Source organism: Gordonia terrae (assembly GCF_051789125.1).
Classification (GTDB): Bacteria; Actinomycetota; Actinomycetes; order Mycobacteriales; family Mycobacteriaceae; genus Gordonia; species Gordonia terrae_A.
This window is the reverse complement of sequence record NZ_CP196526.1, coordinates 2,326,502-2,349,009: the sequence shown is the minus strand read 5'-3', so window position 1 is coordinate 2,349,009 and position 22,508 is coordinate 2,326,502. Positions and strand designations below refer to the sequence as shown.

At 68.8% G+C, this 22,508-nt stretch carries 18 protein-coding genes; 9 read left to right on the top strand and 9 right to left on the bottom strand.

What is annotated here, in order from left to right; all coding sequences use genetic code 11:
- Window positions 1-179: 179 nt before the first annotated feature.
- Window positions 180-1,418, top strand: coding sequence for a YhjD/YihY/BrkB family envelope integrity protein (locus tag ACSUZC_RS10675; protein WP_439033085.1), 1,239 nt, complete (start codon window positions 180-182; stop codon window positions 1,416-1,418).
- A 28-nt stretch (window positions 1,419-1,446) separates the two neighbouring features.
- Here the strand turns inward: ACSUZC_RS10675 and ACSUZC_RS10670 are convergent, their stop codons facing one another.
- Window positions 1,447-1,719, bottom strand: coding sequence for a DUF3039 domain-containing protein (locus ACSUZC_RS10670; protein ID WP_439032747.1), 273 nt, complete (start codon window positions 1,717-1,719; stop codon window positions 1,447-1,449).
- 116 nt (window positions 1,720-1,835) lie between these two features.
- Between ACSUZC_RS10670 and ACSUZC_RS10665 the strand changes: the two genes are divergently transcribed.
- Both ACSUZC_RS10665 and ACSUZC_RS10660 read left to right on the top strand, forming a co-directional pair.
- Window positions 1,836-2,291 carry a DUF3099 domain-containing protein gene (locus ACSUZC_RS10665; protein ID WP_439032746.1) on the top strand — a complete coding sequence of 152 codons (456 nt, stop codon included), beginning with the start codon at window positions 1,836-1,838 and terminating at the stop codon, window positions 2,289-2,291.
- Between the two features lie 271 nt (window positions 2,292-2,562).
- Complete coding sequence (locus tag ACSUZC_RS10660) at window positions 2,563-3,501, top strand: sigma-70 family RNA polymerase sigma factor (RefSeq protein WP_238419398.1); 939 nt, start codon at window positions 2,563-2,565, stop codon at window positions 3,499-3,501.
- Between the two features lie 24 nt (window positions 3,502-3,525).
- On the opposite strand, the gene ACSUZC_RS10655 is transcribed toward ACSUZC_RS10660, so the two are convergent.
- Both ACSUZC_RS10655 and ACSUZC_RS10650 read right to left on the bottom strand, forming a co-directional pair.
- Window positions 3,526-6,435, bottom strand: coding sequence for a bifunctional acetate--CoA ligase family protein/GNAT family N-acetyltransferase (locus ACSUZC_RS10655; protein ID WP_439032745.1), 2,910 nt, complete (start codon window positions 6,433-6,435; stop codon window positions 3,526-3,528).
- A complete protein-coding gene (locus ACSUZC_RS10650) occupies window positions 6,404-7,648 on the bottom strand; it encodes an acetoin utilization protein AcuC (protein WP_439032744.1) in 1,245 nt (414 codons plus the stop codon). The genes ACSUZC_RS10655 and ACSUZC_RS10650 overlap by 32 nt, the downstream gene beginning before the upstream one ends.
- Window positions 7,649-7,832: 184 nt before the next feature.
- On the opposite strand from ACSUZC_RS10650, the gene ACSUZC_RS10645 reads away from it, so the two are divergent.
- On the top strand, window positions 7,833-8,528 hold the full coding sequence (locus ACSUZC_RS10645) for an iron dependent repressor, metal binding and dimerization domain protein (protein ID WP_439032743.1): 696 nt from the start codon (window positions 7,833-7,835) through the stop codon (window positions 8,526-8,528).
- Between the two features lie 9 nt (window positions 8,529-8,537).
- On the opposite strand, the gene ACSUZC_RS10640 is transcribed toward ACSUZC_RS10645, so the two are convergent.
- On the bottom strand, window positions 8,538-9,689 hold the full coding sequence (locus tag ACSUZC_RS10640) for a DUF4192 domain-containing protein (protein ID WP_439032742.1): 1,152 nt from the start codon (window positions 9,687-9,689) through the stop codon (window positions 8,538-8,540).
- Window positions 9,690-9,781: 92 nt separating this feature from the next.
- The gene (locus ACSUZC_RS10635) at window positions 9,782-10,474 is read right to left on the bottom strand and encodes a hypothetical protein (protein ID WP_439032741.1); all 693 of its coding nucleotides are present in this window, start codon (window positions 10,472-10,474) and stop codon (window positions 9,782-9,784) included.
- A 202-nt stretch (window positions 10,475-10,676) separates the two neighbouring features.
- Between ACSUZC_RS10635 and ACSUZC_RS10630 the strand changes: the two genes are divergently transcribed.
- Both ACSUZC_RS10630 and ACSUZC_RS10625 read left to right on the top strand, forming a co-directional pair.
- Entirely contained in the window at window positions 10,677-11,663 is a 987-nt protein-coding gene (locus tag ACSUZC_RS10630; RefSeq protein WP_439032740.1) for a PAC2 family protein, read from the top strand.
- A 146-nt stretch (window positions 11,664-11,809) separates the two neighbouring features.
- The gene (locus ACSUZC_RS10625; RefSeq protein ID WP_439032739.1) at window positions 11,810-13,798 is read left to right on the top strand and encodes a DEAD/DEAH box helicase; all 1,989 of its coding nucleotides are present in this window, start codon (window positions 11,810-11,812) and stop codon (window positions 13,796-13,798) included.
- A gap of 6 nt (window positions 13,799-13,804) precedes the next feature.
- On the opposite strand, the gene ACSUZC_RS10620 is transcribed toward ACSUZC_RS10625, so the two are convergent.
- A complete protein-coding gene (locus ACSUZC_RS10620) occupies window positions 13,805-14,737 on the bottom strand; it encodes a hydrogen peroxide-inducible genes activator (protein WP_439032738.1) in 933 nt (310 codons plus the stop codon).
- Window positions 14,738-14,862: 125 nt separating this feature from the next.
- Here ACSUZC_RS10620 and ACSUZC_RS10615 point away from each other — a divergent pair, with 125 nt between their 5' ends.
- Window positions 14,863-15,450 carry a peroxiredoxin gene (locus ACSUZC_RS10615; protein ID WP_004019399.1) on the top strand — a complete coding sequence of 196 codons (588 nt, stop codon included), beginning with the start codon at window positions 14,863-14,865 and terminating at the stop codon, window positions 15,448-15,450.
- 11 nt (window positions 15,451-15,461) lie between these two features.
- Window positions 15,462-15,995 carry an alkyl hydroperoxide reductase gene (locus ACSUZC_RS10610; RefSeq protein ID WP_439032737.1) on the top strand — a complete coding sequence of 178 codons (534 nt, stop codon included), beginning with the start codon at window positions 15,462-15,464 and terminating at the stop codon, window positions 15,993-15,995.
- Between the two features lie 68 nt (window positions 15,996-16,063).
- On the opposite strand, the gene ACSUZC_RS10605 is transcribed toward ACSUZC_RS10610, so the two are convergent.
- Entirely contained in the window at window positions 16,064-17,317 is a 1,254-nt protein-coding gene (locus ACSUZC_RS10605; protein WP_439032736.1) for an aminotransferase family protein, read from the bottom strand.
- A gap of 107 nt (window positions 17,318-17,424) precedes the next feature.
- Here ACSUZC_RS10605 and hrpA point away from each other — a divergent pair, with 107 nt between their 5' ends.
- Window positions 17,425-21,381 (top strand): ATP-dependent RNA helicase HrpA, encoded by a 3,957-nt coding sequence (gene hrpA / locus ACSUZC_RS10600; protein WP_439032735.1) that lies wholly within the window; start codon window positions 17,425-17,427, stop codon window positions 21,379-21,381.
- On the opposite strand, the gene nrdR is transcribed toward hrpA, so the two are convergent.
- Together nrdR and ACSUZC_RS10590 are read right to left on the bottom strand one after the other, a co-directional pair.
- Window positions 21,355-21,849: a transcriptional regulator NrdR gene (gene nrdR / locus ACSUZC_RS10595; protein WP_439033084.1), complete on the bottom strand. Its 495-nt coding sequence runs from the start codon at window positions 21,847-21,849 to the stop codon at window positions 21,355-21,357. The genes hrpA and nrdR overlap by 27 nt on opposite strands.
- A 99-nt stretch (window positions 21,850-21,948) precedes the next feature.
- Window positions 21,949-22,491 (bottom strand): LysM peptidoglycan-binding domain-containing protein, encoded by a 543-nt coding sequence (locus ACSUZC_RS10590; protein WP_439032734.1) that lies wholly within the window; start codon window positions 22,489-22,491, stop codon window positions 21,949-21,951.
- Window positions 22,492-22,508 lie beyond the last annotated feature (17 nt).

The window sequence follows — 22,508 nt, the reverse complement described above, 5'->3', positions numbered from 1 at the left end:
GACCCGGGTACCCATCTGCACCCCGGATCGGGGATATTGAACTCATCACAACGCGAAAGAGGAACCCGGCACCACTCGCCGACGACACGTCGTCGGTGACTGCGCCGCGCCCGTCGGGCGACGCCCTCTCGCGACGGACCCGACGCCGGGTCGCCCAACCGGGCCACTCGGTTCCCGCGGTGTCGGGTGCGGTCACGGCTCCCATCGGCGGCGACGCCGCCACCGCACCGCTGCGCGCACCACGACGGCCGGCACCCGCATCGGGCGATGTCGAGGTCCTCGCGGCCGGGCCGACCCCGGTCGGGCCGGTACGCCCGGGCGCCGACGACCGGCCGACGACCGAACCCCCGCCACCGGCGGACGACCCAGCCACCGAACAGGACCGCAGCGGCACCGACGACCCGGTGCCCGCGGCGACTCCCGGCCCACCGGTCCTGCCCAACATCCATCGCGTGATCTGGCGCACGATCGTCAAGTCCTGGGACGACGGCATCATCGGCTGGGCGGCACAAGCCGCCTTCTGGCAGGCGCTGTCGCTGCCGCCGCTGCTTCTCGGCCTGCTCGGCTCCGTCGGTTACATCTCGGGGTGGTTCGGGCCGGACACCGTCGACGTGATCTACGCGCGCATCGTCGACTTCGCCGAGCGGACCTTCACCCCCACCGTCGTCGACGACCTCATCATCCCGACCGTCGACAGCGTGCTGGGACGAGGACGCATCGGTCCGATGTCGGTCGGGTTCATCCTGTCCCTGTGGGCGGGATCGTCGGCGGTGTCCTGTTTCATCGCGTCGATCGCGCACGCCCACAACCAGCACGAGGTCCGACACCCGGTGTGGCAGCGCTTCTTCGCACTGTTCCTCTACGTGGGGTTCCTCAGTGTGGCGGTGTTCCTGTTGCCGCTGGTCGCGCTCGGCCCGAACTACCTCCGTGCGATCGTCCCCGAATCATGGGGTTCGTTCATCACGTCGGCCATCGACTACGGCTACTTCCCGTTCGTCGCCATCGTGCTGTTGCTCGTCCTGACGACCCTCTACCATCTGGCGCTGCCCAATCCGCTGCCATGGCACCGGCTCATCGGCGGCGCGATCGTGGCGGGGGTGTTCTTCTGGGTCGCCAGTTATGTCCTGCGGATCTATCTGACCAAGATCACCGAGGCGGGCGTGTCCTACGGTGCGCTCGCGACCCCGATCGCGTTCCTGCTCTTCACGTTCTCGCTGGGCTTCGGCATCGTGATCGGCGCCGAGTTCAACGCCTCGGTCCAACAGTTCTGGCCCGCCAAGGAGTCCACCACCACGCAGGTCCGCCACTGGGTGAACTCACAGACCTCCGACTTCACCGGTCAGCTCCGCACCCTCCCCGACCGGTTGTCGTCGGGTCCGATCCGCCGCCACCACCACCGCGACAGCGACCACGGCTGACCGACCCCCGGGCCGGCCAGCCGAGCGATCACTTGCGCATCTTGTTGTAGATCTTCTTGCACTTCGGGCATACCGGCGATCCCGGTTTGGCCGATCGGGTCACCGGGAACGTCTCGCCGCACAGCGCGACGACATGACTGCCCATGACGGCACTCTCGGCGATCTTGTCCTTCTTCACGTAGTGGAAGAACTTGGGGCGGTCATCGTCGCCCCGATCCGTCGCGTCGGCATCAGGACGCTCATCTGTCTTGGTGTCGGACCATTCGTCGAGGTCCGGACGTTCGATGGTTTCGGTTCCCATGCCTCTATTGTGCGTCACCGGGTTTGCGCGCGTCACACGGTGGCTGCCGATGCCCGTGGGTGCATTCGATGAACGAAAGTGGGACAGTGGAGAAGGTGTTCGAACAAAGGGATGACATGGGTGAGACCGGTCGGGACCAGTACGGTCACCGCAGCAGTGCACCGCACGCAGGTGACTCCGGTCGTGTCGGTGGGAGTCAAGCGGTCGGCGCCGAGACCTATCTGATCACCGATGCCCCCGACTCCCTCGAGGCACAGCACCGAGCGCGAGTCCGGAAGTACTTGTTCCTCATGGCGTTTCGTGTGCCGGCACTGCTGATCGCAGGTATCGCCTACAGCCTGACCGGGTCCGGTCTGCTCGCCCTGGCGATCGTCGCCGTCTCCATTCCCCTGCCGTGGATGGCTGTCCTGATCGCCAACGACCGGCCGCCCCGCAAGCGCGGCGAGGTGCCGCAGTACAAGTACGGGGCCGATCACCACGTGGTCGGGCCGCCTGCGGTGACCCACACCGAGCATCAGCTGTCCCGCACCGTCGACGGTCACGTCGTCGATCCCGACGATCCCCGCCGCTGACGCCCCGCCCCTCGCGGGCACGCGCGTTCCCCCGCGCGCGACATCTCAGCAACTTCTCAGCCGCTTGTCGACTCGCGAAAAAGAATTCGCAGGTCAACCAAGCCTCCGGCAGGTTTGCGCCGAATCACTCTCGGGAACTATCGGCCACACATGGACGTTGGACCCAGTGAACGCACTCAAGTCAGGAGGCCGCATGTCACGCTCGACAGTTGCACGTTCGACCCCGACCACAGGATTCGCCGATCCCACCCCTCCGGGTACCCGGCCGGCGATGACCGAACAGGATCTCGACGCTCAGTCTCCGGCGGCGGATCTGGTCCGCGTCTATCTGAACGGAATCGGTCGCACCGCTCTCCTCAACGCGGAGCAGGAGGTCGAACTCGCCAAGCAGATCGAGGCCGGCCTCTACGCCAAACATGTTCTGGCGACCAAGAAGCGGCTCTCGGCCGTCAAGAAGCGCGACCTGGCGACCATCGTGCGTGAGGGCGAAGCCGCTCGTGCGCATCTCCTCGAGGCCAACCTGCGCCTCGTCGTCTCGCTGGCGAAGCGCTACACCGGCCGCGGGATGCCGTTGCTCGATCTCATCCAGGAGGGCAACCTGGGTCTGATCCGCGCCATGGAGAAGTTCGACTACGCCAAGGGCTTCAAGTTCTCGACCTACGCCACCTGGTGGATCCGTCAGGCGATCACCCGCGGTATGGCCGATCAGAGTCGCACGATCCGGCTCCCCGTCCATCTCGTGGAGCAGGTCAACAAGCTGGCGCGCATCAAGCGAGAGCTCCATCAGCAGCTCGGGCGCGAGGCCACCGACGACGAACTCGCCAACGAGTCGGGCATCCCGGCGGAGAAGATCGCCGATCTGCTCGACCACAGCCGGGACCCGGTGAGCCTCGACATGCCGGTCGGCAGCGACGAGGAGGCACCCCTGGGCGACTTCATCGAAGACGCCGAGGCCACCTCCGCCGAGAATGCGGTCATCGCCGGTCTCCTGCACTCCGACATTCGCGCGGTGCTCGCCACCCTCGATGAGCGTGAGCAGCAGGTGATCCGGATGCGCTACGGCCTCGACGACGGTCAGCCGCGCACCCTCGACCAGATCGGTCGGATGTTCGGTCTCTCGCGCGAGCGCGTGCGCCAGATCGAGCGCGAGGTCATGGGCAAGCTGCGCCACGGCGATCGCGCTGAGCGTCTGCGCGCTTACGCGAGCTGAACGTCCACACGCAGTACCGCCTCCTCAACTGAGTCGTCTCGGTCCGGTGTCCCGTCTGTCGGGCACCGGGCCGACGCGTATCTCAGCATTGAGCACCGCGGCGCCGTCCACCGACGCCAGGATCGGGTCGCAGAACACTTCCCGGACCTCCGGGATGTCGTCGACGAGAGTCGAGATCCGCAGCAGCAGGTCGACGAGTGCTTCGGTGTCGGCAGGTTCCTCCCCGCGATACCCCGACAGCAGCGGGGCCGATCGAGGTTCGTCGATCAGTTCGCGGGCATCGAGTTCGGTCAACGGGATCGCGCGGTAACCGTGATCCCCCAGCAGATCGAACGTCCGGCCGGACAGGCCGAAGGACATCACCGATCCGAACGACGGATCGTCTTCGACGCGGATGACCGTACCGACGCCCTTCGGCGCCATCTTCTGCACGTGCAGCACCGAATCCCCGGTGAGTTCGGTCAGCTCGGCGAACGCGGTGACCACCGTCGTGGCGTCGGGCAGGTCCAGTCGAGCTCCCTCTCGATCCAGGCGTCCGCGCCACCGCGGTGACGTCGCCTTCACCGCGACCGGGAAACCGAGTTCGCGTGCCGCGGCCGATGCCTCGTGCATCGTGGTGACCTCGCGGAAGGGCACCACGTCGATGCCGTACCACCGCAGCAGCTTCGCCGACTCGACCTGGCCGAGCAGACGGTCGCCGGGGCGCCACCCGACACCGCCGTCGGGTCGGGAATCGTGTCCGGGACCATCAGCGGGAGCGCCGTCGACGTCCATCGCCTCGCGGACGTACATGCGTGCCGCCTCGGGATCGGTGCCCTCCGCGCGGTGCACCACCGATTCGGGCCGCATCCGCCACCGCGCGTACTGCCACGCCCGGGCAAGCGATGCGGCCGCCCGTTCCGGCGAGCCGTACGACGGGATCGATCCCTTGTCCGGCATGCCGTTCGGGCCGGGTCTGGTCAGGCCCGGCGGGATGCCGTCGACGGCGAGGAACGTCGTGACGATCGGCTTCTCACCGTCGGCATCGGGCGTGTTGGCGGCCGCCATCAGGGCGCGTGCGTGCCAGTCGGCCCCGACCGCCACGGGCGGCACGAAGACGACGATGATCGCATCGACACCCGGATCGGCCATGGCGGCCGAGACGGTCAGCTCGAACTCCTCCTCCGATGCCCCGGCACCCAGGTCGACGGCGTCGACGACCTCGAGACCGCCGCTGCGGGCGGTGTCGGCGGCCAGGCTGCCCAGGACCGAGGAGTTGCCGATGATGCGCACCCGCGGCCCGCGCGGCAGCGGTTGGTAGGCGAAAAGCGCGGCGCAGTCGAACAGCTCGGGGATCGTGTCGACCTGGATGACCCCGGCCTGCTCGAACATCATGCGGGCGATCTGGTCGTCCAGCGTGGCCGCTGACCGCGCGGCACGCACCGGTGTCATCGCTCCGCGTCCCGACTTCACCGCGATGATCGGCTTCGAGCGCGAGACCCGTCGCGAGATCCGCGAGAACTTGCGCGGGTTACCGAAGCTCTCGAGATAGAGCAGGATCACGTCGGTCGTGGTGTCGGTGTCCCAGTACTGCAGGAGGTCGTTACCCGAGACGTCCGCGCGATTGCCGGCCGAGACGAACGTCGACAGACCGATCTGGCGCCGCGCCGCGGTGTCGAGGATCGCGATACCCAGTGCGCCGGACTGACAGAAGAACCCCACCCGGCCCGCCGCCGGGATACGCGGTGCCAGCGTGGCGTTGAGGGCGATGGCCGGGTCGTTGTTCGCCACGCCCAGAGCATTGGGGCCGACGAGTCGCATCCCGTGTTCGCGGACCTGCGCCACGAGGCGGCGCTCGTTCTCGAGCCCCTCTTCCTCCCCGGAGTCGCCAAAGCCGGACGACACCACGACGAGTGTGCGCACCCCCTTGACCAAACAGTCGTCGAGCACGTCGTCGACGCGCGCGGCCGGCACCGCGACCACCGCCAGATCCACCGGGTCGGGGATGTCGCGCACGGTCTCGTAGGCGCGGATCCCGCGCACCGAGGGCGGTCGTTCTCGCGTCCGGCGGCGGCTCGACGAGCGCTCCCGACCCCTGCCGGGCGCACCGGGACGCGACGGCCCCGGGTCCTCCTCCACCCGAGCGGGACCGTTGACCGGGAACACCGGCCCCGTGAACCCGCCGGCGATGATGTTCGCCAACAGGGCGTTGCCGACCTTGCTCGGGTCGGTGGAGGCGCCGATGACCGCCACCGAGGTCGGACGCAGCAGGTTCGCCACGCTGCGCGCCTCGGACGCGCGTTCGCGGGCGTTGCGCACCGACAGCAGAGCCTCGGTCGGGTCGATCAGGAACTCGACGTGCACCGTGGAACCGTCGAAGCTGCGCGCGAGCTGGTAGCCGGCGTCACGGAAGACCGCGACCATGTTCGGGTTCTCGCTGAGCACCTCCGCCTCGAAGCGGGTGAACCCGTTCTCGGCCGCCGCTCCCGCCAGGTGTTCGAGCAGGATCGGTCCGAGTCCGCGGCCCTGGTGTTCGTCGGCCACGACGAACGCCACCTCCGCCGATTCGGGTTTGCCGTCGAAGCCCAGCCCCTCGTAGATCCCGACGGCGATGATCTCGCCACCCAGGACCGCGACGATCGCGACGCGCTGCTGATGGTCGACGGTGGTCATCCGGGCGACCTCGCGCGGCGGCAGGGTGGGTGTCGGGCCGAAGTAGCGCATATACCGCGTGCGCTCGGACAGTGTGGAGTGGAAGGCGACGATGCGATCGGCGTCGTCGGGGACGATCGGGCGCAGGTGTACGACGCCGCCGTCGGACGCCAGGACATCGGCGATCCAGTGACGCGGATAGTCCCAGGCGCTGCGTGGCTCCGGTTGGTCGGCCACCGCCGCGGGTGCGTCCGATGGTGCCGGTGAGTCGTCAGTCACGGGGGTCCTCCGGGTCGAGACCATGGAGCGGGTAGACCGCGCGGCGGGTGGCGAGGATCGCGCGGTCGGTCTGGCGCTGGGCGTTGGCACCGACGCCGTCGGGCGGTTCCTGGCCGTCGTCGCCGGTCCACGGCTGATAGTCGACGATGCCGCCGTCGCCCATGACCGTGACCGGCGGGGCGGCGTAGTCGGAGTGCACCTGCTGGGAGATCTGCTCGGCTGTGGCGCACCAGGACTCGTCGATGGTCGCGGACACGTCGACCTCGCGGTCGAGAGCGACGCCGAGCAGGTGTGTCCAGCTCCGCGGCACCACGTTCACGACGCCGTACCCGCCGCCGCCCACGGCGATCCATCGGCCCTCGCAGTACTTGTCGGCGAGGTCGCGCATCGCGATCATCGCGGCCCGCTGGCCGTCGACGGTGAGCGACAGATCGGTGAGGGGGTCGGCGCGGTGGCTGTCGGCCCCGCACTGGCTGACGATGATCTGCGGCCGGAACTCGGCGATCAGCGAAGGCACCACGGCGTGGAAGGCACGCAGCCACAGCCGGTCCTCGGTGTTGGGCATGAGTGCCAGATTGACGGCGCTGCCGGCGGCGTCGCCGTCGCCGACCTCGGTCGGCCAGCCGGTTCCCGGCCACAGCGTCGCCGGGTGCTGGTGCAGCGACACGGTCATCACCCGCGGGTCGGCGGCGAACTCGACCTGCACGCCGTCGCCGTGGTGGGCGTCGACGTCGATGTAGGCGATCCGGTCGAAACCGTTGTCGAGGAGGTATCTGATCGCGATGGCGCAGTCGTTGTAGATACAGAATCCCGCCGCGCGCGAGCGCATCGCGTGGTGCATCCCGCCACCGATGTTGACCGCTCGTGTCGCTGTACCCGACACCACCGTCTGCGCGGCAGCCAGCGTGCCGCCGACCAGGAGGCGGGCGGCCTCGTGCATGCCGGAGAAGACGGGGTTGTCCGCGTCGCCGAGGCCGAACAACCGCTCGAGCAGCGGGCCGGACAGCGACGCGGTCCCCGAACCGACCGCGCGGACCGCGTCGATGTAGTCCCGGCTGTGGACAACGGTCAACGCGTCGTCGTCGATGGACTGCGGGGGTACGGTGTCGACGTCGTCGAGGATCCCGAAGCTCTGTGCGAGGGTCATCGTCAGCGCGAGCCGCACGGGGTTCATCGGGTGGGTGTGGGCCCAGCGGTAGGACAGGAAGTCCTCGCTCCAGATGACGGCCGTCGTCATCGGGCGCTCGTAGTGTTGGTCACGGGTTCAGGCTAGTGGCACATGTCGCGCAGGTGCCACGGATGTGGTTTCGGGCACCGGCGCGTATGGTGACGCCGGTCGCACCGGCACGTGCTCGCGATGAGACCGCGGTCACCGGCCGCGGAGAGGGTAATCTTGGCGGGGACGAAAGGGATTGCGCATAGTGAACGACCTGGTTGACACCACCGAGATGTACTTGCGGACGATCTACGATCTCGAAGAAGAAGGCATCGTGCCCCTGCGGGCGCGGATTGCCGAGCGTCTGGACCAATCCGGTCCCACCGTGTCGCAGACCGTCGCCCGGATGGAGCGCGACGGGCTCCTGCGTGTGGCCGGCGACCGTCACCTCGAGCTCACCGAACGGGGCCGCACGCTCGCGGTCGCGGTGATGCGTAAGCACCGTCTGGCCGAGCGCCTGCTGGTCGACGTGATCGGGATGCCCTGGGATCAGGTCCACGAGGAGGCCTGCCGCTGGGAGCATGTCATGAGCGAGAACGTCGAGCGCCGGCTGCTCGCCGTCCTCGACAACCCCACGACATCGCCCTACGGCAACCCGATCCCGGGGCTCGAACTGCTGGGAGTCGAGGTGTCCACGTCCGACGACGGCGCCACCCGCCTCGCCGACCTCCCGCCCGGCGAGACCGTGCCGGTGATCGTGCGCAGGCTCTCCGAGCACGCCCAGTCCGACACCGGGCTGATCGGAGCCCTGCGTGAGGCGGGCGTTGTCCCCAATGCGCGTGTGACCGTGTCGAATTCAGCGGGCGTCATCACCATCGACACCCCGGGGCATGACGGACTCGAACTGTCGGCCGACATGGCGCACTCGGTGTTCGTGGAGAAGGTCGTCGAGAAGGTCTGACGGTCACGGTCACCCGGCGGCACGCAAGGTGACCGCCGGGATGGACACCCCGAGGCGCTCGGCGACGACGTACGAGGCGTCGATCATGTCCCACAACCTGCTCGGCCGTACCCCGTTGCGGAGCGCGGTGTCGAGCAGATGTGCCATCGCCGCGTCCGGGTCGCACTCGATCGCCACGTCGAGTGCGGCGCCGGCGTACACCCCCTCCCCACCGATGTAGTGCAGGTGCGCCAGGAGAGTGGCGGCGCTCGCCCGGCCCCGCCCTGTCAGTCGTCGGGTCAGCTCCCGCCAGACGCGCTCGGCGTGGTCGCGAAACGCGGTGACGGCCAGCGCCATCGCGGCATCGCGCACGTCCAACCGCAGGATCGCCTCCTGCAGTCGGGCGATGGTCGCGCAGTCCAGAGGCAGATCCGCATCGACCACCGTCTCGATCACCAGGTCCAACGCGAGGGCCGATACCCGGGGGTCTTCGGCGTCGGTCGCGTAGTTGTCGGTCGTGTCGTCGCCGGTCGCGGTCGCCCACCGCGGCGCGGTGCACTCCGCGCAGCCGGGTCCCGGCCGACCCGGACCGCACTCGCCCTCGCCCGCGCCCTCGACCGGATCGAGCATCGCCCGTATCTCTGATCGCCGCAGGAGAATCCGCCGCCCCGAGCGGACCACCTCGGCCACGGCCGCCGCGCAGGTGTGCGGGTCGTCGAGGAGGCCGCAGCTCTCCGGGGCCACGTCGACCGCCCATGCCCGACCGTCCGGACACCAGGTGACCGCCCAAGGTGCTCCCACGACGAACGCGCTGATCCCGAAGCCCACGGCCACCCCGCCGGGCGCGGAGAAGTGCCGGTCGGCCATCGCGAGGATCCGGCGGTAACGGGGGTCGTCGACCGGATAGCGGTCGTCGGCGATGACCGCGACCACCTCCTCGGTGCCGTACGAGTGCGTGATGTCGGCGAGTCCGGCCAGCACGGCGGACAACTCCCGTGTGGGTGTGCCGTCGGCGTGGAGGGTCAGATCGTGGCGCATGGTGGCGGTGATGCTGCGGTCGGCGGTGAACGCGATCACGATGATGGATCGCTCGGGGATGAAGCCCAGGCCTGCGGGGATCGCGGTGAGGAGTGTCGTCGGGTCGTGGGGACCGGGCGGTCGGGAGGTGGTCGAGAGCGGCATGCGCATCAGCATCCGGCCGGCGGCGGCTGCGCGAACCCGACACGGTGTGCCTGTGGACAACGCCGGTCGGTCATCCACAGGTCGGGCTCCGATCAGCCGAAGGCCGCCGCGGTCGCCTTCACGAAGAGTTCGTCGAGCACACCGGCAGCGTCGGGAGGCACCGGACCTGCTGCGGGCCAACGATATTCGGCGTATACGCGGACGTCGCCCTGCTGACCTACGAGGACGAGAGTGCTCGTGGTCGACGGGACTCCGCCCCCGGTGACGATCGTTCGCCGGATGGTCGCCGTGTCGATCTCGTCCAGCACGGAGAACGGCGGCAGGACCTCGGTGGTGATCGTGGACGATGCCCCGTACGTGCTCGTGGTGATCGTCGGGCATCGCTCCGCGTGCTCGACCACCTCGCCCAGCGGGGTGTCCACGCCGGCGACGATGGTGGTGAGGGTAGACCGCTCCCCCGGGCCGGGACCGAGGTAGGCGACCGCCCCGTCGGCGGACACCGTGGCCGGAGTGCACTCCGGCGGCGACACCTGGGTGCTCGTCTGCGACGGCATCGGGGCGCCGGTGACATCGGCGAGCGCGTTCGCCACCGCAGGCGTCGGGATTGGGCTCGCGCCGGCCGGGAAGTCCGGTGCCTGCACCGAGCGAGCAGACAGGTCCCGGCTCGACGGCGCCGGGTCGCCGGACACCTCGCAGCCGGACACCGCGATCGTCGCGGCGACCACACACGCGGCCACCGCGAGGGGCACTGTTGAGCGTCGGCGGGCACGAATCGGCGGGGTCACAACGCACCACTGTGCCATCGGCGGTCCCGCGAAGCGCCCGTGACACACCCTCTCGGGAATCACCGGCGCATCGGGGAGGTTGGACTCCGATGATGCCCTGCCCGGGCACGGGGGCGATGCGGGTGGCTGCCGACGGGCACGGTGGGAGACAATGGACGTTCAGCTGTTCTGGAGAACCGCTGCTATGTGAAGGAGGGACGACGTGGACGAGCAGCCCGCGCGCGATGACGCGCTGTATGAACTCGCCTTTCCCGCTCCGCAGGTGACCAGGCCCGACGGCACCGGACCGGTGCTGATCCACGCACTCGAGGGCTTCGCCGATGCCGGGCACGCCGTCGCGCTGGCGGCCGCCCATCTGCGCGACAGCCTCGAGTCCGAACTCGTCGCGACGTTCTCGTCCGACGAGCTGATGGACTATCGGTCACGCCGTCCGACGATCTCGTTCAGCGGCGAGACCTTCACCGACGTCGAGATGCCCTCGCTGACCCTGCACGCCATCCGGGACAACGCAGGCAAGGGGTTCCTCCTGCTCGCCGGCTCGGAGCCCGACCTCCGGTGGGAGCAGTTCGTCGAAGCCGTCCGACGTCTCAGCGACGGCCTCGGTGTCACCGACGTGATCGGTCTGAACGCGATCCCGATGGCGGTCCCGCACACCCGGCCGCCGTCGATCACCGCACACGGTAGCGACCCCGACGCCCTGGGCGACCTCCCCCGCTGGGGTTCGGCGATGAAGCTCCCCGCCAGCGCGTCCATGCTGCTGGAGTACCACATGGGCCGGCACGATTATCGGGCCTCCGGGCTGTCCGTCCACGTGCCGCACTATCTCGCGCAGACCAATTACCCGGCCGCATCCGCACGCCTGCTCGCCGCGGTCGCCGAACTCGCCGGTCTGGAGCTGCCCCTCGCGGCACTCGACAGCGCGGCGGAGAAGGTGCGCGCCCAGGTCGACACCGAGGTCGAGGGCAACTCCGAGATCGAGTCGGTCGTGTCCGCGCTCGAGACCCAGTACGACACGTTCAACCAGGCCGCACAGGAGCGGGCGTCGCTGCTCGCCGCCGAGGAGGAGTTGCCCAGCGGCGACGAGCTCGGTGCCGAACTCGAACGGTTCCTCGCGCAGCAGGTGGAGAACGGAGAAACGGGCTCCGGGGAGACGGGCACCGGGGACGAGGGTCCGCAATCACCGATCTGATCCCCACGACCACGCCGCATGTCCTGGTCCCCGCCGACGACGAGGACACCGCACTGGAGCGGTACACCGAGTGGTGGACCGGACGGGGCCTGGAGCTCTACGAGCACCAGGAGGAGGCCCTGCTGGAATTGCTCGCGGGAAGCCACGTGATCCTGGCGACCCCGACCGGGTCGGGTAAATCGCTCGTGGCCGCGGGAGCGCTCTACTTCGCCCGATGCCGCGGCGAGCGGGCGTTCTACACCGCGCCCATCAAGGCGCTCGTGAGCGAGAAGTTCTTCGAGCTGTGCGCGATGTTCGGTGCCGACCAGGTGGGTCTGCTGACCGGTGACGCCGCGGTCAATCCGGATGCGCCGATCGTCTGCGCGACAGCCGAGATCGTCGCCAACCTCGCTCTCGCCGCCGGCGGCGACGGCGACATCGGCACCCTCGTCGCCGACGAGTTCCACTACTACGGCGAACCCGATCGCGGCTGGGCCTGGCAGGTCCCGCTGATCGAACTCCCGTCGACACAGTTCCTCCTGATGTCGGCGACCCTGGGCGATGTGTCCTTCTTCGTCGACGATCTGACCAAGCGCACCGGACGGGACACCGTCGAGGTCACCGGGGCCGAGCGTCCGGTGCCGCTGCAGCACTCCTACGCGATGACGCCGATCCACGAGACCATCGAGGAGCTCGTCGACCGGGGACGTGCCCCGATCTACGTCGTGCATTTCACCCAGGCCGCAGCCGTCGAACGGGCGCAGGCTCTGCTCAGCGTCAAGATCTGCGACAAAGCCGAGAAGGCGGCGGTGGCCGATGCCATCGGCGACTTCCGCTTCTCCACCGGCTTCGGCAACACCTTGTCCAAGCTGCTGCGCTCCGGGATCGGGGTGCACCACGCGGGCATGCTGCCGCGCTACCGCCGGTTGGTGGAACGCCTTGCGCAGCAGGGTCTGCTGAAGGTGATTGCGGGGACCGACACGCTCGGCGTCGGCATCAACGTCCCGATCCGGACGGTGCTGTTCGCCGGTCTGAGCAAGTACGACGGTCGTCGGGTGCGGAGGCTGCGTGCTCGCGAATTCCACCAGATCGCCGGCCGCGCCGGGCGAGCCGGATTCGACACGATCGGTTACGTCGTCGCTCAGGCACCCGACCACGACGTCGAGAACGCACGCGCCGTCGCCAAAGCGGGCGAGGACCCGAAAAAGCTGCGAAAGCTGGTGCGCAAGAAGCCGCCCGAGGGATTCGTCTCCTGGGGCGAGAAGACCTTCACCCAGTTGATCGACGCACCGGACGAGCCCCTGCGCAGTCACTTCCAGATGACCACCGCGATGCTGCTCGAAGTGCTCGGGCGGCCGGGCGACTGCTTCGCCGCGGTGCGCCATCTCCTCGAGGACAATCACGAACCCCGCGACCGGCAGCTCCGGCACATCAAGCACACGATCGAGCTCTATCGCGGTCTCCGCGACGCGGGGATCGTCGTGCAACTCGCCGAGGCCGACGAGACCGGACGGCACATCGCGCTGAGCGTCGACATGCCCGAGAACTTCGCACTCACCAACCCGCTCTCCTCGTTCGCGCTTGCGACATTCGAGATCCTCGATCCCGAATCATCCACCTACGCACTGGATGTCATCTCGATACTCGAATCGACCCTGGAGAATCCGCGGCCGCTCCTCCTCGCCCAGCGCAAGGTCGCCCGCGACGCGGCGATCGCGGAGATGAAGGCCGACGGCGTCGAGTACGAGGAGCGCATGTCCCGGCTGGAGGAGATCACCTGGCCTCAGCCCCTCGCCGAGGAGATCTTCGCCGCCTTCGACATCTACCGGCGCGGCCATCCGTGGGTCTCCTCGTTCCCGCCGGCACCCAAATCGGTTCTGCGGGAGATGCTCGAGAAGGCCATGACCTTCACCGAACTGATCTCCGCGTACGGACTCGCCCGCAGCGAAGGGGTGGTGCTGCGATACCTGTCGGACTGCTATCGCGTGCTGCGACAAGGTGTCCCGACCAGCGTCGTGACCCCGGAGATCGAGCGCATCGTGGAAGAACTCGGCGCGATGGTCCGCGAGGTCGACTCGAGTCTCGTCGATGAGTGGGAGGCGCTGGCCGCCCAGGCCGCCGAGGCGGAGGCAGCCGCCCTCCGACAAGACGCCTGACACTCGTCAGATCCGTGTGATCGCTCCGGTCCGCTCGACCAGATCCCCGATGACAGAGGCGAGTTCGCGGTAGGCGTCGTCGTGGCGAGCCGCACCGCGGAACACCAGCCCGATGCGCCGGCCGGGGCGCGGCGTGGCGAAAGTGGCGGTCGCGAGATCGCCGGAGGCGGTCTCCGAGGCGACCGCGGTCTGCGGGATGAGCGTCACACCGAGTCCGCCCACCACGCAGTGCACCGCCGTCGTGAGGGACGCCGCACGAGTCTGTCCGAGGTCGGGGCGGACCCCGGCGAGGCGGCACACCTCCAACGCCTGGTCGCGCAGGCAGTGCCCTTCGTCCAGCAGCAGCAGCGGCAGGTCGGCCAGGGCGGTGGGATCGACGCGCCGCCGCCCGGCGAGCACGTGCCCCGACGGCAGGGCGAGGACGAAATCCTCACGGTAGATGGGGACTTCGACGAGACCCGGTATCTCGACGGGCAGCGCGAGGAGCGCGACGTCGAGCGAGCCTGCACGCAGTTGTTCGACCAGGCGCGTGGTCTGCTCCTCGACCACACGCGGGGCGAGGTCGGGCAACCGCTCGCCGAGTCCGCGTAGCAGCGTCGGCAAGATGTAGGGCGCCACCGTCGGTATCACCCCCAGTCGCAGTGGCCCGCGCAGCGGACGACCCGCGCCGGCGGCGGCGGAGGTGAACTCGTCGACCGCCTCGGTCACCGCGATCGCCCGGGGCAACAACTCGGCTCCGTCCGCGGTCAAGAGGACACGCCGTGTCGTGCGTTCCACCAGGGCCACCCCCAGACCGGATTCGAGCGCCGAGAGCGCCTGCGACAGCGATGGTTGACTCACGCCGAGATCGGCTGCGGCGGAACCGAAGTGGCGTCGGTGCGCGAGAGCGACGAAGGCACGGAGACCGGCCACCGTCGGCTGATAAGTTCTATCGGGCATACCTATCAGTGTAGTGCTAATCATCACGTTTCGTTTTCGGGCTGGATCCGGCACGATGGTGCAGGTACGTCGCGAAACTCTTTCGCGCGCAAGTTCCGTACATTCACCAGCTGAAGGAGCGAAACATGGCCCTGCTCACCATCGGTGATCAGTTCCCCGCCTACAACCTCACCGCCGTCATCGGCGGCGACCTCAGCAAGGTCAACGCCCAGCAGCCCGATGACTACTTCACCACCGTCAGCTCCGATGACCATCCCGGTCAGTGGCGCATCGTGTTCTTCTGGCCGAAGGACTTCACCTTCGTCTGCCCCACCGAGATCGCTGCCTTCGGCAAGCTGAACGACGAGTTCGCCGACCGCGACACCCAGGTGCTCGGCGCATCGGTCGACAACGAGTTCGTCCACTTCCAGTGGCGCGCCCAGCACGAGGACCTCAAGACCCTCCCCTTCCCGATGCTGAGCGACCTCAAGCGTGAACTGGCAACCGCAGCAGGCGTTCTCAACGCCGATGGAGTCGCCGACCGCGCGACCTTCATCATCGATCCGAACAACGAGATCCAGTTCGTGTCGGTCACCGCGGGCTCGGTCGGCCGCAACGTCGACGAGGTTCTGCGCGTTCTGGACGCCCTGCAGTCCGACGAACTGTGCGCCTGCAACTGGAAGAAGGGCGATCCGACCATCGACGCCGGCGAGCTCATGACCGCAGGCGTCTGAGAGGAGAACAGATGAGCATCGACAATCTCAAGAACGCCCTCCCCGAATACGCCAAGGACCTCAAACTGAACCTCGGATCGATCAGCCGGACCACCGCGCTGACCGAGGAGCAGCTGTGGGGAACCCTGCTGTCGACCGCAGCGGCGACCCGTAATGCCAAGGTGCTCAGCGAGATCGCCGACGAGGCTGCCGACACACTGTCGGCCGAGGCCTACAACGCGGCGCTCGGCGCGGCGTCGATCATGGGCATGAACAACGTGTTCTACCGGGGTCGCGGCTTCCTCGACGGCAAATACGACGACCTGCGTCCCGGCCTGCGGATGAACATCATCGGCAACCCGGGCGTGGACAAGGCCGCGTTCGAGCTGTGGTCGTTCGCGGTGTCGTCCATCAACGGCTGTGGCCACTGCGTCGCCGCGCACGAGAACACCCTGCGCGAGGCCGGCGTGGACCGCGAGGCCATCCTCGAGGCACTCAAGGTGGCCTCGATCGTCAGTGGCGTGGCCCAGGCCATCGCCACCACCGAGGTGCTCGCCAACGCCTGACACACGTTGTCACAGAACGAAGCCCGGCTGCCCTCTTCGGCAGCCGGGCTTCATCGTGTCCACGCCCGTCAGCCGAGCGCCGAGCGCATCCGATCGGCGAGCTCGCCGACCTGCTCGGTGGTCATGACGAACGCCGGGGAGACCTGCAGCGCACCCTGTCCCGCCGCCCGCGTGCTGACGCCGTGTTCGCGCAGCTTGAGAACCGCGGCCGGAGCGGTGGCGGGATCGGCGAGCTGTACCGCCGTGACCGCGCCGAGTCCCGTCCGCACCTCGGCGACCGAGGCGAGGTCGGCGAGTGGCGAGAGTGCCGCTGCGAGATCGCCTTCCAGGCGCGACGCCTCGGCGAGCAGATTCTCCCGCCGGATGATCTCCAGGTTGGCCAGGGCGGCGGCCGCCGCCGCGGCATGACCTCCGTACGTGTACCCGTGGCGCCACCACACCCCACCGGCGAAGAACGGCTCGGCGATCCGGGGTGCAATGAACACCGCGCCCATCGGCACGTAGCCGGACGTGAGCCCCTTGGCGGTGGTGATCATGTCGGGGTGCAGGTCGAAGCGTGCCGACGCGAACCACGAGTCCCCGCCGATCCGCCCGAACCCGGTGACGACCTCGTCGACGACGAAGAGGATGTCGTGTTCGCGGCAGATGTCGCGCACCTCGGCGAGATATCCGTCCGGCGGGAGGTAGATGCCGCCCGCACCGATGATGGGCTCACAGAAGAAGGCGGCGATGTTGTCGGCTCCCACGCGCTCGATGAGGCCCAGGAGGCTCTTCGCGTCGTCCCAGTCGACGTTCTGGACGTCGTGCATGAGTTCGCCGTACCCGTCGTGGTTCAGCGGGATCCCCGCCAGTGACGTGCCCGCCGCATGCATGCCGTGGTAGGCCTTCGTGCGGCTGACCACGACCCGCTTGGACTCCCGGCCCTGCTCCACCCAGTAGCGGCGGGCCAGCTTGACCGCGGTGTCGATCGAGTCGCTGCCACCGGAGGTGAAGAAGATCTTCGACCCCGGCACGGGCGCGATCCGGGCGAGCTCGTCGGCGAGCCGCAGGGTGACGTCGCTCGCGAAGTCACCGAAGTTCGAGTAATGCGCGAGGGTACCCAGTTGACCGGCGACTGCTTCGGCGATCTCGGTGCGCCCGTGACCCACGTTCGTGAACCAGAGGCCCGCAGTGGCGTCGAGGTAGGAGTTGCCGTCACGGTCCCAGATCCGCGCTCCCTCACCTCTGGTCACGACGAACGGTCCACTCGCGGTCACCGCACCCATGTCGGCGAAACCGTGCCACAGCGACCCGTGATTTCCTGTGTTCGAACCCTCAGCCATGAACCCCATGATGCCGTTCGCACGGCCTCGTGCGGCGGGTGGGGTGAGCCCCGCACGGCCGGTGGGAGTGAACCCTCGACGACACCGCCCCATATCCTGGAACCATCATGTCGGCCCCTGCTTCCCCACCTTCGTCGAACGTGTCCCGCGCGGACCTGATCAGCGCGCTCGCCGACGTGGGCATCGTCGACGCCGACCGCCTGCGTCGCCGCATCGACCGATTGTCGTCACGCCCGGATCCCGAGAAGTGGGTGCAGCTCGTCGGCGACGTCGAGAAGGCCCGGAACCGGCTCGACCGTCGCCGCGCGAGTGTGCCGGTTCTGCGCTTCCCCGACGAACTGCCCGTCTCCGCGGCCCGTGCGGAGATCGCCGCGGCGATCCGCGACCATCAGGTGGTCGTGGTCGCCGGCGAGACGGGCTCGGGCAAGACCACCCAGCTGCCGAAGATCTGTCTCGAGCTCGGCCGGGGACTCCGCGGAACGATCGGGCACACCCAGCCACGGCGGATCGCGGCCAGTTCGGTCGCCCGGCGGATCGCCGACGAGACCGGAACCGAACTCGGCGACGCCGTCGGCTACTCGGTCCGATTCACCGATCGATCCGGTGCCGACACCCTGATCAGGGTGATGACCGACGGCATCCTGCTGCGTGAGATCGCGACCGACCCGATGCTTCGGCGCCACGACACGCTGATCATCGACGAGGCCCACGAGCGCAGCCTGAACATCGACTTCATCCTCGGCTACCTGCGGCGACTCCTGCCCCGACGCCCCGATCTGAAGGTGATCATCACCTCGGCGACGATCGAACCGGCCCGTTTCGCACGACACTTCAGCACCGCCGAGCAGTCGGTGCCGATCATCGAGGTGTCGGGTCGCACCTACCCCGTCGAGATCCGCTACCGGCCGCTGAGTCTGCAGGAACGGCCGGATGCCGGGGACGACGCCGGCGGGGGCGAGCACGCCGACCTCGATCAGATCCAGGGCATCGACGCGGCCATCGACGAACTGTGGGCCGGTGGACGCGGCGACATCCTCGTCTTCCTGCCCACCGAACGCGACATCCGGGAGACCGCGGACGCGTTGGGCCGTCGAACAGGGCCCGGAAAGCACGGGGGCGCCGAGATCGTGCCGCTGTACGCACGGTTGTCGATCGCCGACCAGCACAAGGTGTTCTCGCCTTCCGACGGTCGCCGGATCGTGCTCGCGACCAATGTCGCCGAGACCTCGGTCACCGTGCCGGGCATCCGGTACGTCATCGACACCGGCACGGCGCGCATCAGCCGGTACTCGACCCGGACCAAGGTGAACCGCCTTCCCATCGAACCGGTCTCGCAGGCCAGCGCCCGGCAGCGCGCCGGCCGATGCGGTCGCGTCGCGCCGGGCGTCTGCATCCGCCTGTACAGCGAGAACGATTTCGACTCCCGGCCGGCGTTCACCGATCCCGAGATCCTGCGCACCAACCTCGCCGCGGTCATCCTCCAGATGACCTCCCTGAAGTTGGGCGAGATCGCCGACTTCCCGTTCGTGCAGCCGCCCGACGACCGCGCGATCCGAGACGGCCTGGGCGTCCTCACCGAACTCGGTGCGATCACCGTCCCCCGGGATGGCGGCCCGCCCCGCCTCACCCCGGTGGGTCGATCGATGTCGCGCATCCCGGTCGACCCGCGGATCGCCCGCATGCTCATCGCGGGACACGACCTGGGCTGCCTCGATCACCTGCTCGTCATCGCCGCCGCGATGTCGCTCCCCGATCCGCGGGAGCGTCCCGCCGAACACCGCGAGGCCGCCGATGCCCAGCACCGACGGTTCGTGGTGCCCCAGTCGGATTTCCTGTCCTACGTCGAACTGTGGCGTTACCTCGGCGAGCAACGGAAAGAGCTGTCCGGCAGCCGTTTCCGGCGAATGTGCGAACGTGAGTTCCTGCACTTCCTGCGCATCCGGGAGTGGCAGGACCTGCACCGGCAGCTCACCGAGATCGTCAAGGACATCGGCTGGACGACGACGCCCACCGAACTCGACCCCGACGCCGTACACCGGGCCATCCTGTCGGGTCTGCTGAGCAACATCGCAGCGCGCAACACCGAGGGTCGCGAGTTCACGGGCGCGCGCAACACCTCGCTGATGATCTTCCCCGCCTCGCCGCTCGCGAAGAAGCCGCCGGCCTTCATCATGGCCGCCGAGATACTCGAGACCTCCCGTCTGTTCGCCCACACCGTCGCCGGAATCGATCCCCTGTGGGCCGAGACGCTCGCCGGCGACCTCGTGAAGCGGACGTACAGCGAACCCCACTGGTCGGGCAAACGGGGTTCGGCGATGGCCTACGAACGGGTGACGCTCTACGGCGTGCCCCTCGTCGCCCGCCGACGCATCGACTACGGCCCGATCGACCCCGTCGTATCGCGCGAACTGTTCATCCGCCACGCGCTCGTCGACGGCGACTGGCGCACCAACCACCCGTTCTTCGCCCGCAACCGTGAGTTGCTCGACGCCGCGTCGGATGTCGAGAACCGCACGCGCACCAGAGGTCTCGTCATCACCGAAGACCAGCTGTTCGAGTTCTACGACCAGCGCATCGGCGACGAGGTCACCTCGGCACGCCACTTCGACACCTGGTGGAAGAAGACGCGACGGTCGCAGCCGGATCTCCTCGACCTGCGTCCCGAGGACGTGACGACGGGCACCGAGGTGGCGCCCACCGACTATCCCGGGGCGTGGCAGCAGGGCGACACGCGGCTGGAACTCCGCTACCGCTTCGAACCCGGCGCACCCGACGACGGCGTGACGGTGGTCATCCCGAGTGAACTCCTTCCCCACATCCGATCCGCGGGCTTCGACTGGTCGGTTCCCGGAATGCGGTCGGAGTTGGCGACCGCCCTGGTGAAGTCGCTGCCCAAACAGCTGCGCAAGGGCATGTCCCCCGCACAGAGATTCGCCGAACTCGCCCTCGGCCGGTTGACGCCGCGCAAGGAACCGCTCACCGCGGGACTCGCGCGCGAGCTGTCGACCATCACCGGGATGACCGTCACGCCGGGCGATTTCGACATCGAGAAGGTCCCGCCCCACTTACGGATGCACTTCGCTGTCGTCGACGACGCCGGCCGGATCGTGGCGCGCGCCGACTCGCTCGCGGAACTGCAGAACACCGGGCGACCCGTCGCCCCCGCCACGGTGTCCCGGACCCTGTACCGCAGCTGGACCGCCGACGGCATCGGCACACTGCCGGATGAGAAGACTGTCGACGTTGCCGGGCAACGGCTCACGCGGTACCCGGCGATCGATGCCGTCAACGATGCCGCCGGTCGTACCCGGGGCGTCATCGTGCGCGACGCGCCGACTCCCGAGGCCCGGGACCGCCAACTGCGTCGTGGGCTCATCGCCCTCCTCGACCTCGCCCTACCGCCGCTGCACAAGCGGATCGCGAGCTCGCTGGGTTCCACGGACCGACTCGCTCTCAGTCAGAGTCCGTACGCCGACGTCGACACGCTGCTCGCCGATTGCACGCGTCGCGCGATCCGCGACGCCGTGACCGATCTCGACGACGCCGCGCTGACGACAGTCCGGTCCCCACAGGCCTTCGCGACACTCGTCGACCGACTCCGCCCCCGAATCGCCGAGGCCGCACCCGACTATTTCGTCCTGGCCGTCACCGCGCTGGCCCGCGTGGCCCCGGTCAGGTCCGCGATCGAGCGACACGCCGGCTCGCTCGCCGCCGACGACGTCGCCGACCAGCTCGACCACCTTGTGTTCGACGGGTTCGTCGCCGCGACTCCCCGGCGACATCTCGAGAATCTGCCCCGCTATCTCGAAGCCGCACAGGCACGCCTCGACGCCCTCCCGGCATCGGCCGCGCGGGACCAGGCGGGGGTGGCCGTCCTGGACCGGGTGATCGAGCGCTGGGCGCAGCGGGTCGAGCAGGTACCCGAACACCGTCGCGGGATCGTCGACGACGAGGCACAGTGGCTCGTCGAGGAACTCCGGGTGGGCTTGTTCGCCCAGCGACTGGGCACGGCCTTCCCCGTCTCGGAGAAGCGGGTGTTACGAGCTCTGGACCGGCTCGGCTGACACCGTCTCGGTACGCACCCCTCCGTGGGCCGTGCGCAGGTCGTCGATCTCGCGCTGGAAGTCCTCCACCGAGTCGAAGGACCGGTAGACCGACGCGAACCGGAGGTAGGCCACCTCGTCGAGGTCACGCAGCGGACCCAGGATCGCCAGACCCACCTCGTTGCTGGGGATCTCTGCCGACCCACTCGCCCTAACCGTGTCCTCGACCTGTTGCGCGAGTTTGGCGAGTGCGTCCTCGGCGACGTGGCGGCCCTGGCATGCGCGCCGGACCCCCCGCATCACCTTCTCGCGACTGAAGGGTTCGGTCACACCGTTGCGTTTGACGACGGCGAGAACAGCACTCTCGACGGTCGAGAAGCGGCGCCCGCACTCCACACAGGAGCGCCGGCGGCGGATGGCCTGCCCTTCGTCTGCGACACGCGAGTCGATGACCTTGGTGTCGTCGTTCTTGCAGAAGGGGCAGCGCATCGTGTCCTCACGCAGGTCGCGGGACACTGGAACGCATCGAAACCCTGCGCCCCGCCGGTTCTCGGCCGGTCCCTGTGCCATCGAGGATACCGCCCGGTGTCAGCGGTACCGGGGGGTGAGCAGGGGCTGACCGACCTGCAACGCACTCGACGCGAGGTCGTTCATCGCGACGATCTCGTCGATCACGACCTCGCGGGGCATGTCGGGCGCGACGCGGGAGGCGATGGTGCTCAGCGAGTCACCGGATCGGACATGGACGACTTCGGCGCTCACGGCCGCCGGGGCGACGGATGCCGCGTAGTTCTGCCCCACCACACCGATGACCCAGACGGTCAGCGCCAGGCCGATACCCGCCAGGATCGCGACCGCCGCGCGCCGACGGCGACGGAAGACGGCGGCATCCGCCGGGACCGGACCCCGCCCGCGCGTACCCACCGGTGAGGCGCACCGCGTCTGGGCTGCCCGCGACACTCCCGGGACCGACGCCGAGCGGGGCCGGTTGTCGACGGGACGGTCGACGACCGGACGGGGCCCGTCGGTCCGACGTGGTGCGGTGCGGGTGCGGCCGAAGTCCCGGCGATCGAGGTGGTCGGTGCCGCTGTGGTGGATGCGACTGGGATCGATGAGAGTGGCGGTGCGCATGGTGCCCTCCGGGGTGT

Coding starts and splice junctions, on each gene's coding strand:
- ACSUZC_RS10655 (WP_439032745.1), bottom strand. CDS start 6,435: ATGGTCTCGACCCGGAGGACCCCCGTGACTGACGACTCACCGGCACCA.
- nrdR (WP_439033084.1), bottom strand. CDS start 21,849: ATGCGCTGCCCCTTCTGCAAGAACGACGACACCAAGGTCATCGACTCG.
- ACSUZC_RS10660 (WP_238419398.1), top strand. CDS start 2,563: ATGACCGAACAGGATCTCGACGCTCAGTCTCCGGCGGCGGATCTGGTC.
- hrpA (WP_439032735.1), top strand. CDS start 17,425: ATGTCGGCCCCTGCTTCCCCACCTTCGTCGAACGTGTCCCGCGCGGAC.
- ACSUZC_RS10620 (WP_439032738.1), bottom strand. CDS start 14,737: ATGCCCGATAGAACTTATCAGCCGACGGTGGCCGGTCTCCGTGCCTTC.
- ACSUZC_RS10640 (WP_439032742.1), bottom strand. CDS start 9,689: ATGCCGCTCTCGACCACCTCCCGACCGCCCGGTCCCCACGACCCGACG.
- ACSUZC_RS10590 (WP_439032734.1), bottom strand. CDS start 22,491: ATGCGCACCGCCACTCTCATCGATCCCAGTCGCATCCACCACAGCGGC.
- ACSUZC_RS10605 (WP_439032736.1), bottom strand. CDS start 17,317: ATGGCTGAGGGTTCGAACACAGGAAATCACGGGTCGCTGTGGCACGGT.
- ACSUZC_RS10670 (WP_439032747.1), bottom strand. CDS start 1,719: ATGGGAACCGAAACCATCGAACGTCCGGACCTCGACGAATGGTCCGAC.
- ACSUZC_RS10665 (WP_439032746.1), top strand. CDS start 1,836: ATGGGTGAGACCGGTCGGGACCAGTACGGTCACCGCAGCAGTGCACCG.
- ACSUZC_RS10650 (WP_439032744.1), bottom strand. CDS start 7,648: ATGACGACGGCCGTCATCTGGAGCGAGGACTTCCTGTCCTACCGCTGG.
- ACSUZC_RS10610 (WP_439032737.1), top strand. CDS start 15,462: ATGAGCATCGACAATCTCAAGAACGCCCTCCCCGAATACGCCAAGGAC.
- ACSUZC_RS10615 (WP_004019399.1), top strand. CDS start 14,863: ATGGCCCTGCTCACCATCGGTGATCAGTTCCCCGCCTACAACCTCACC.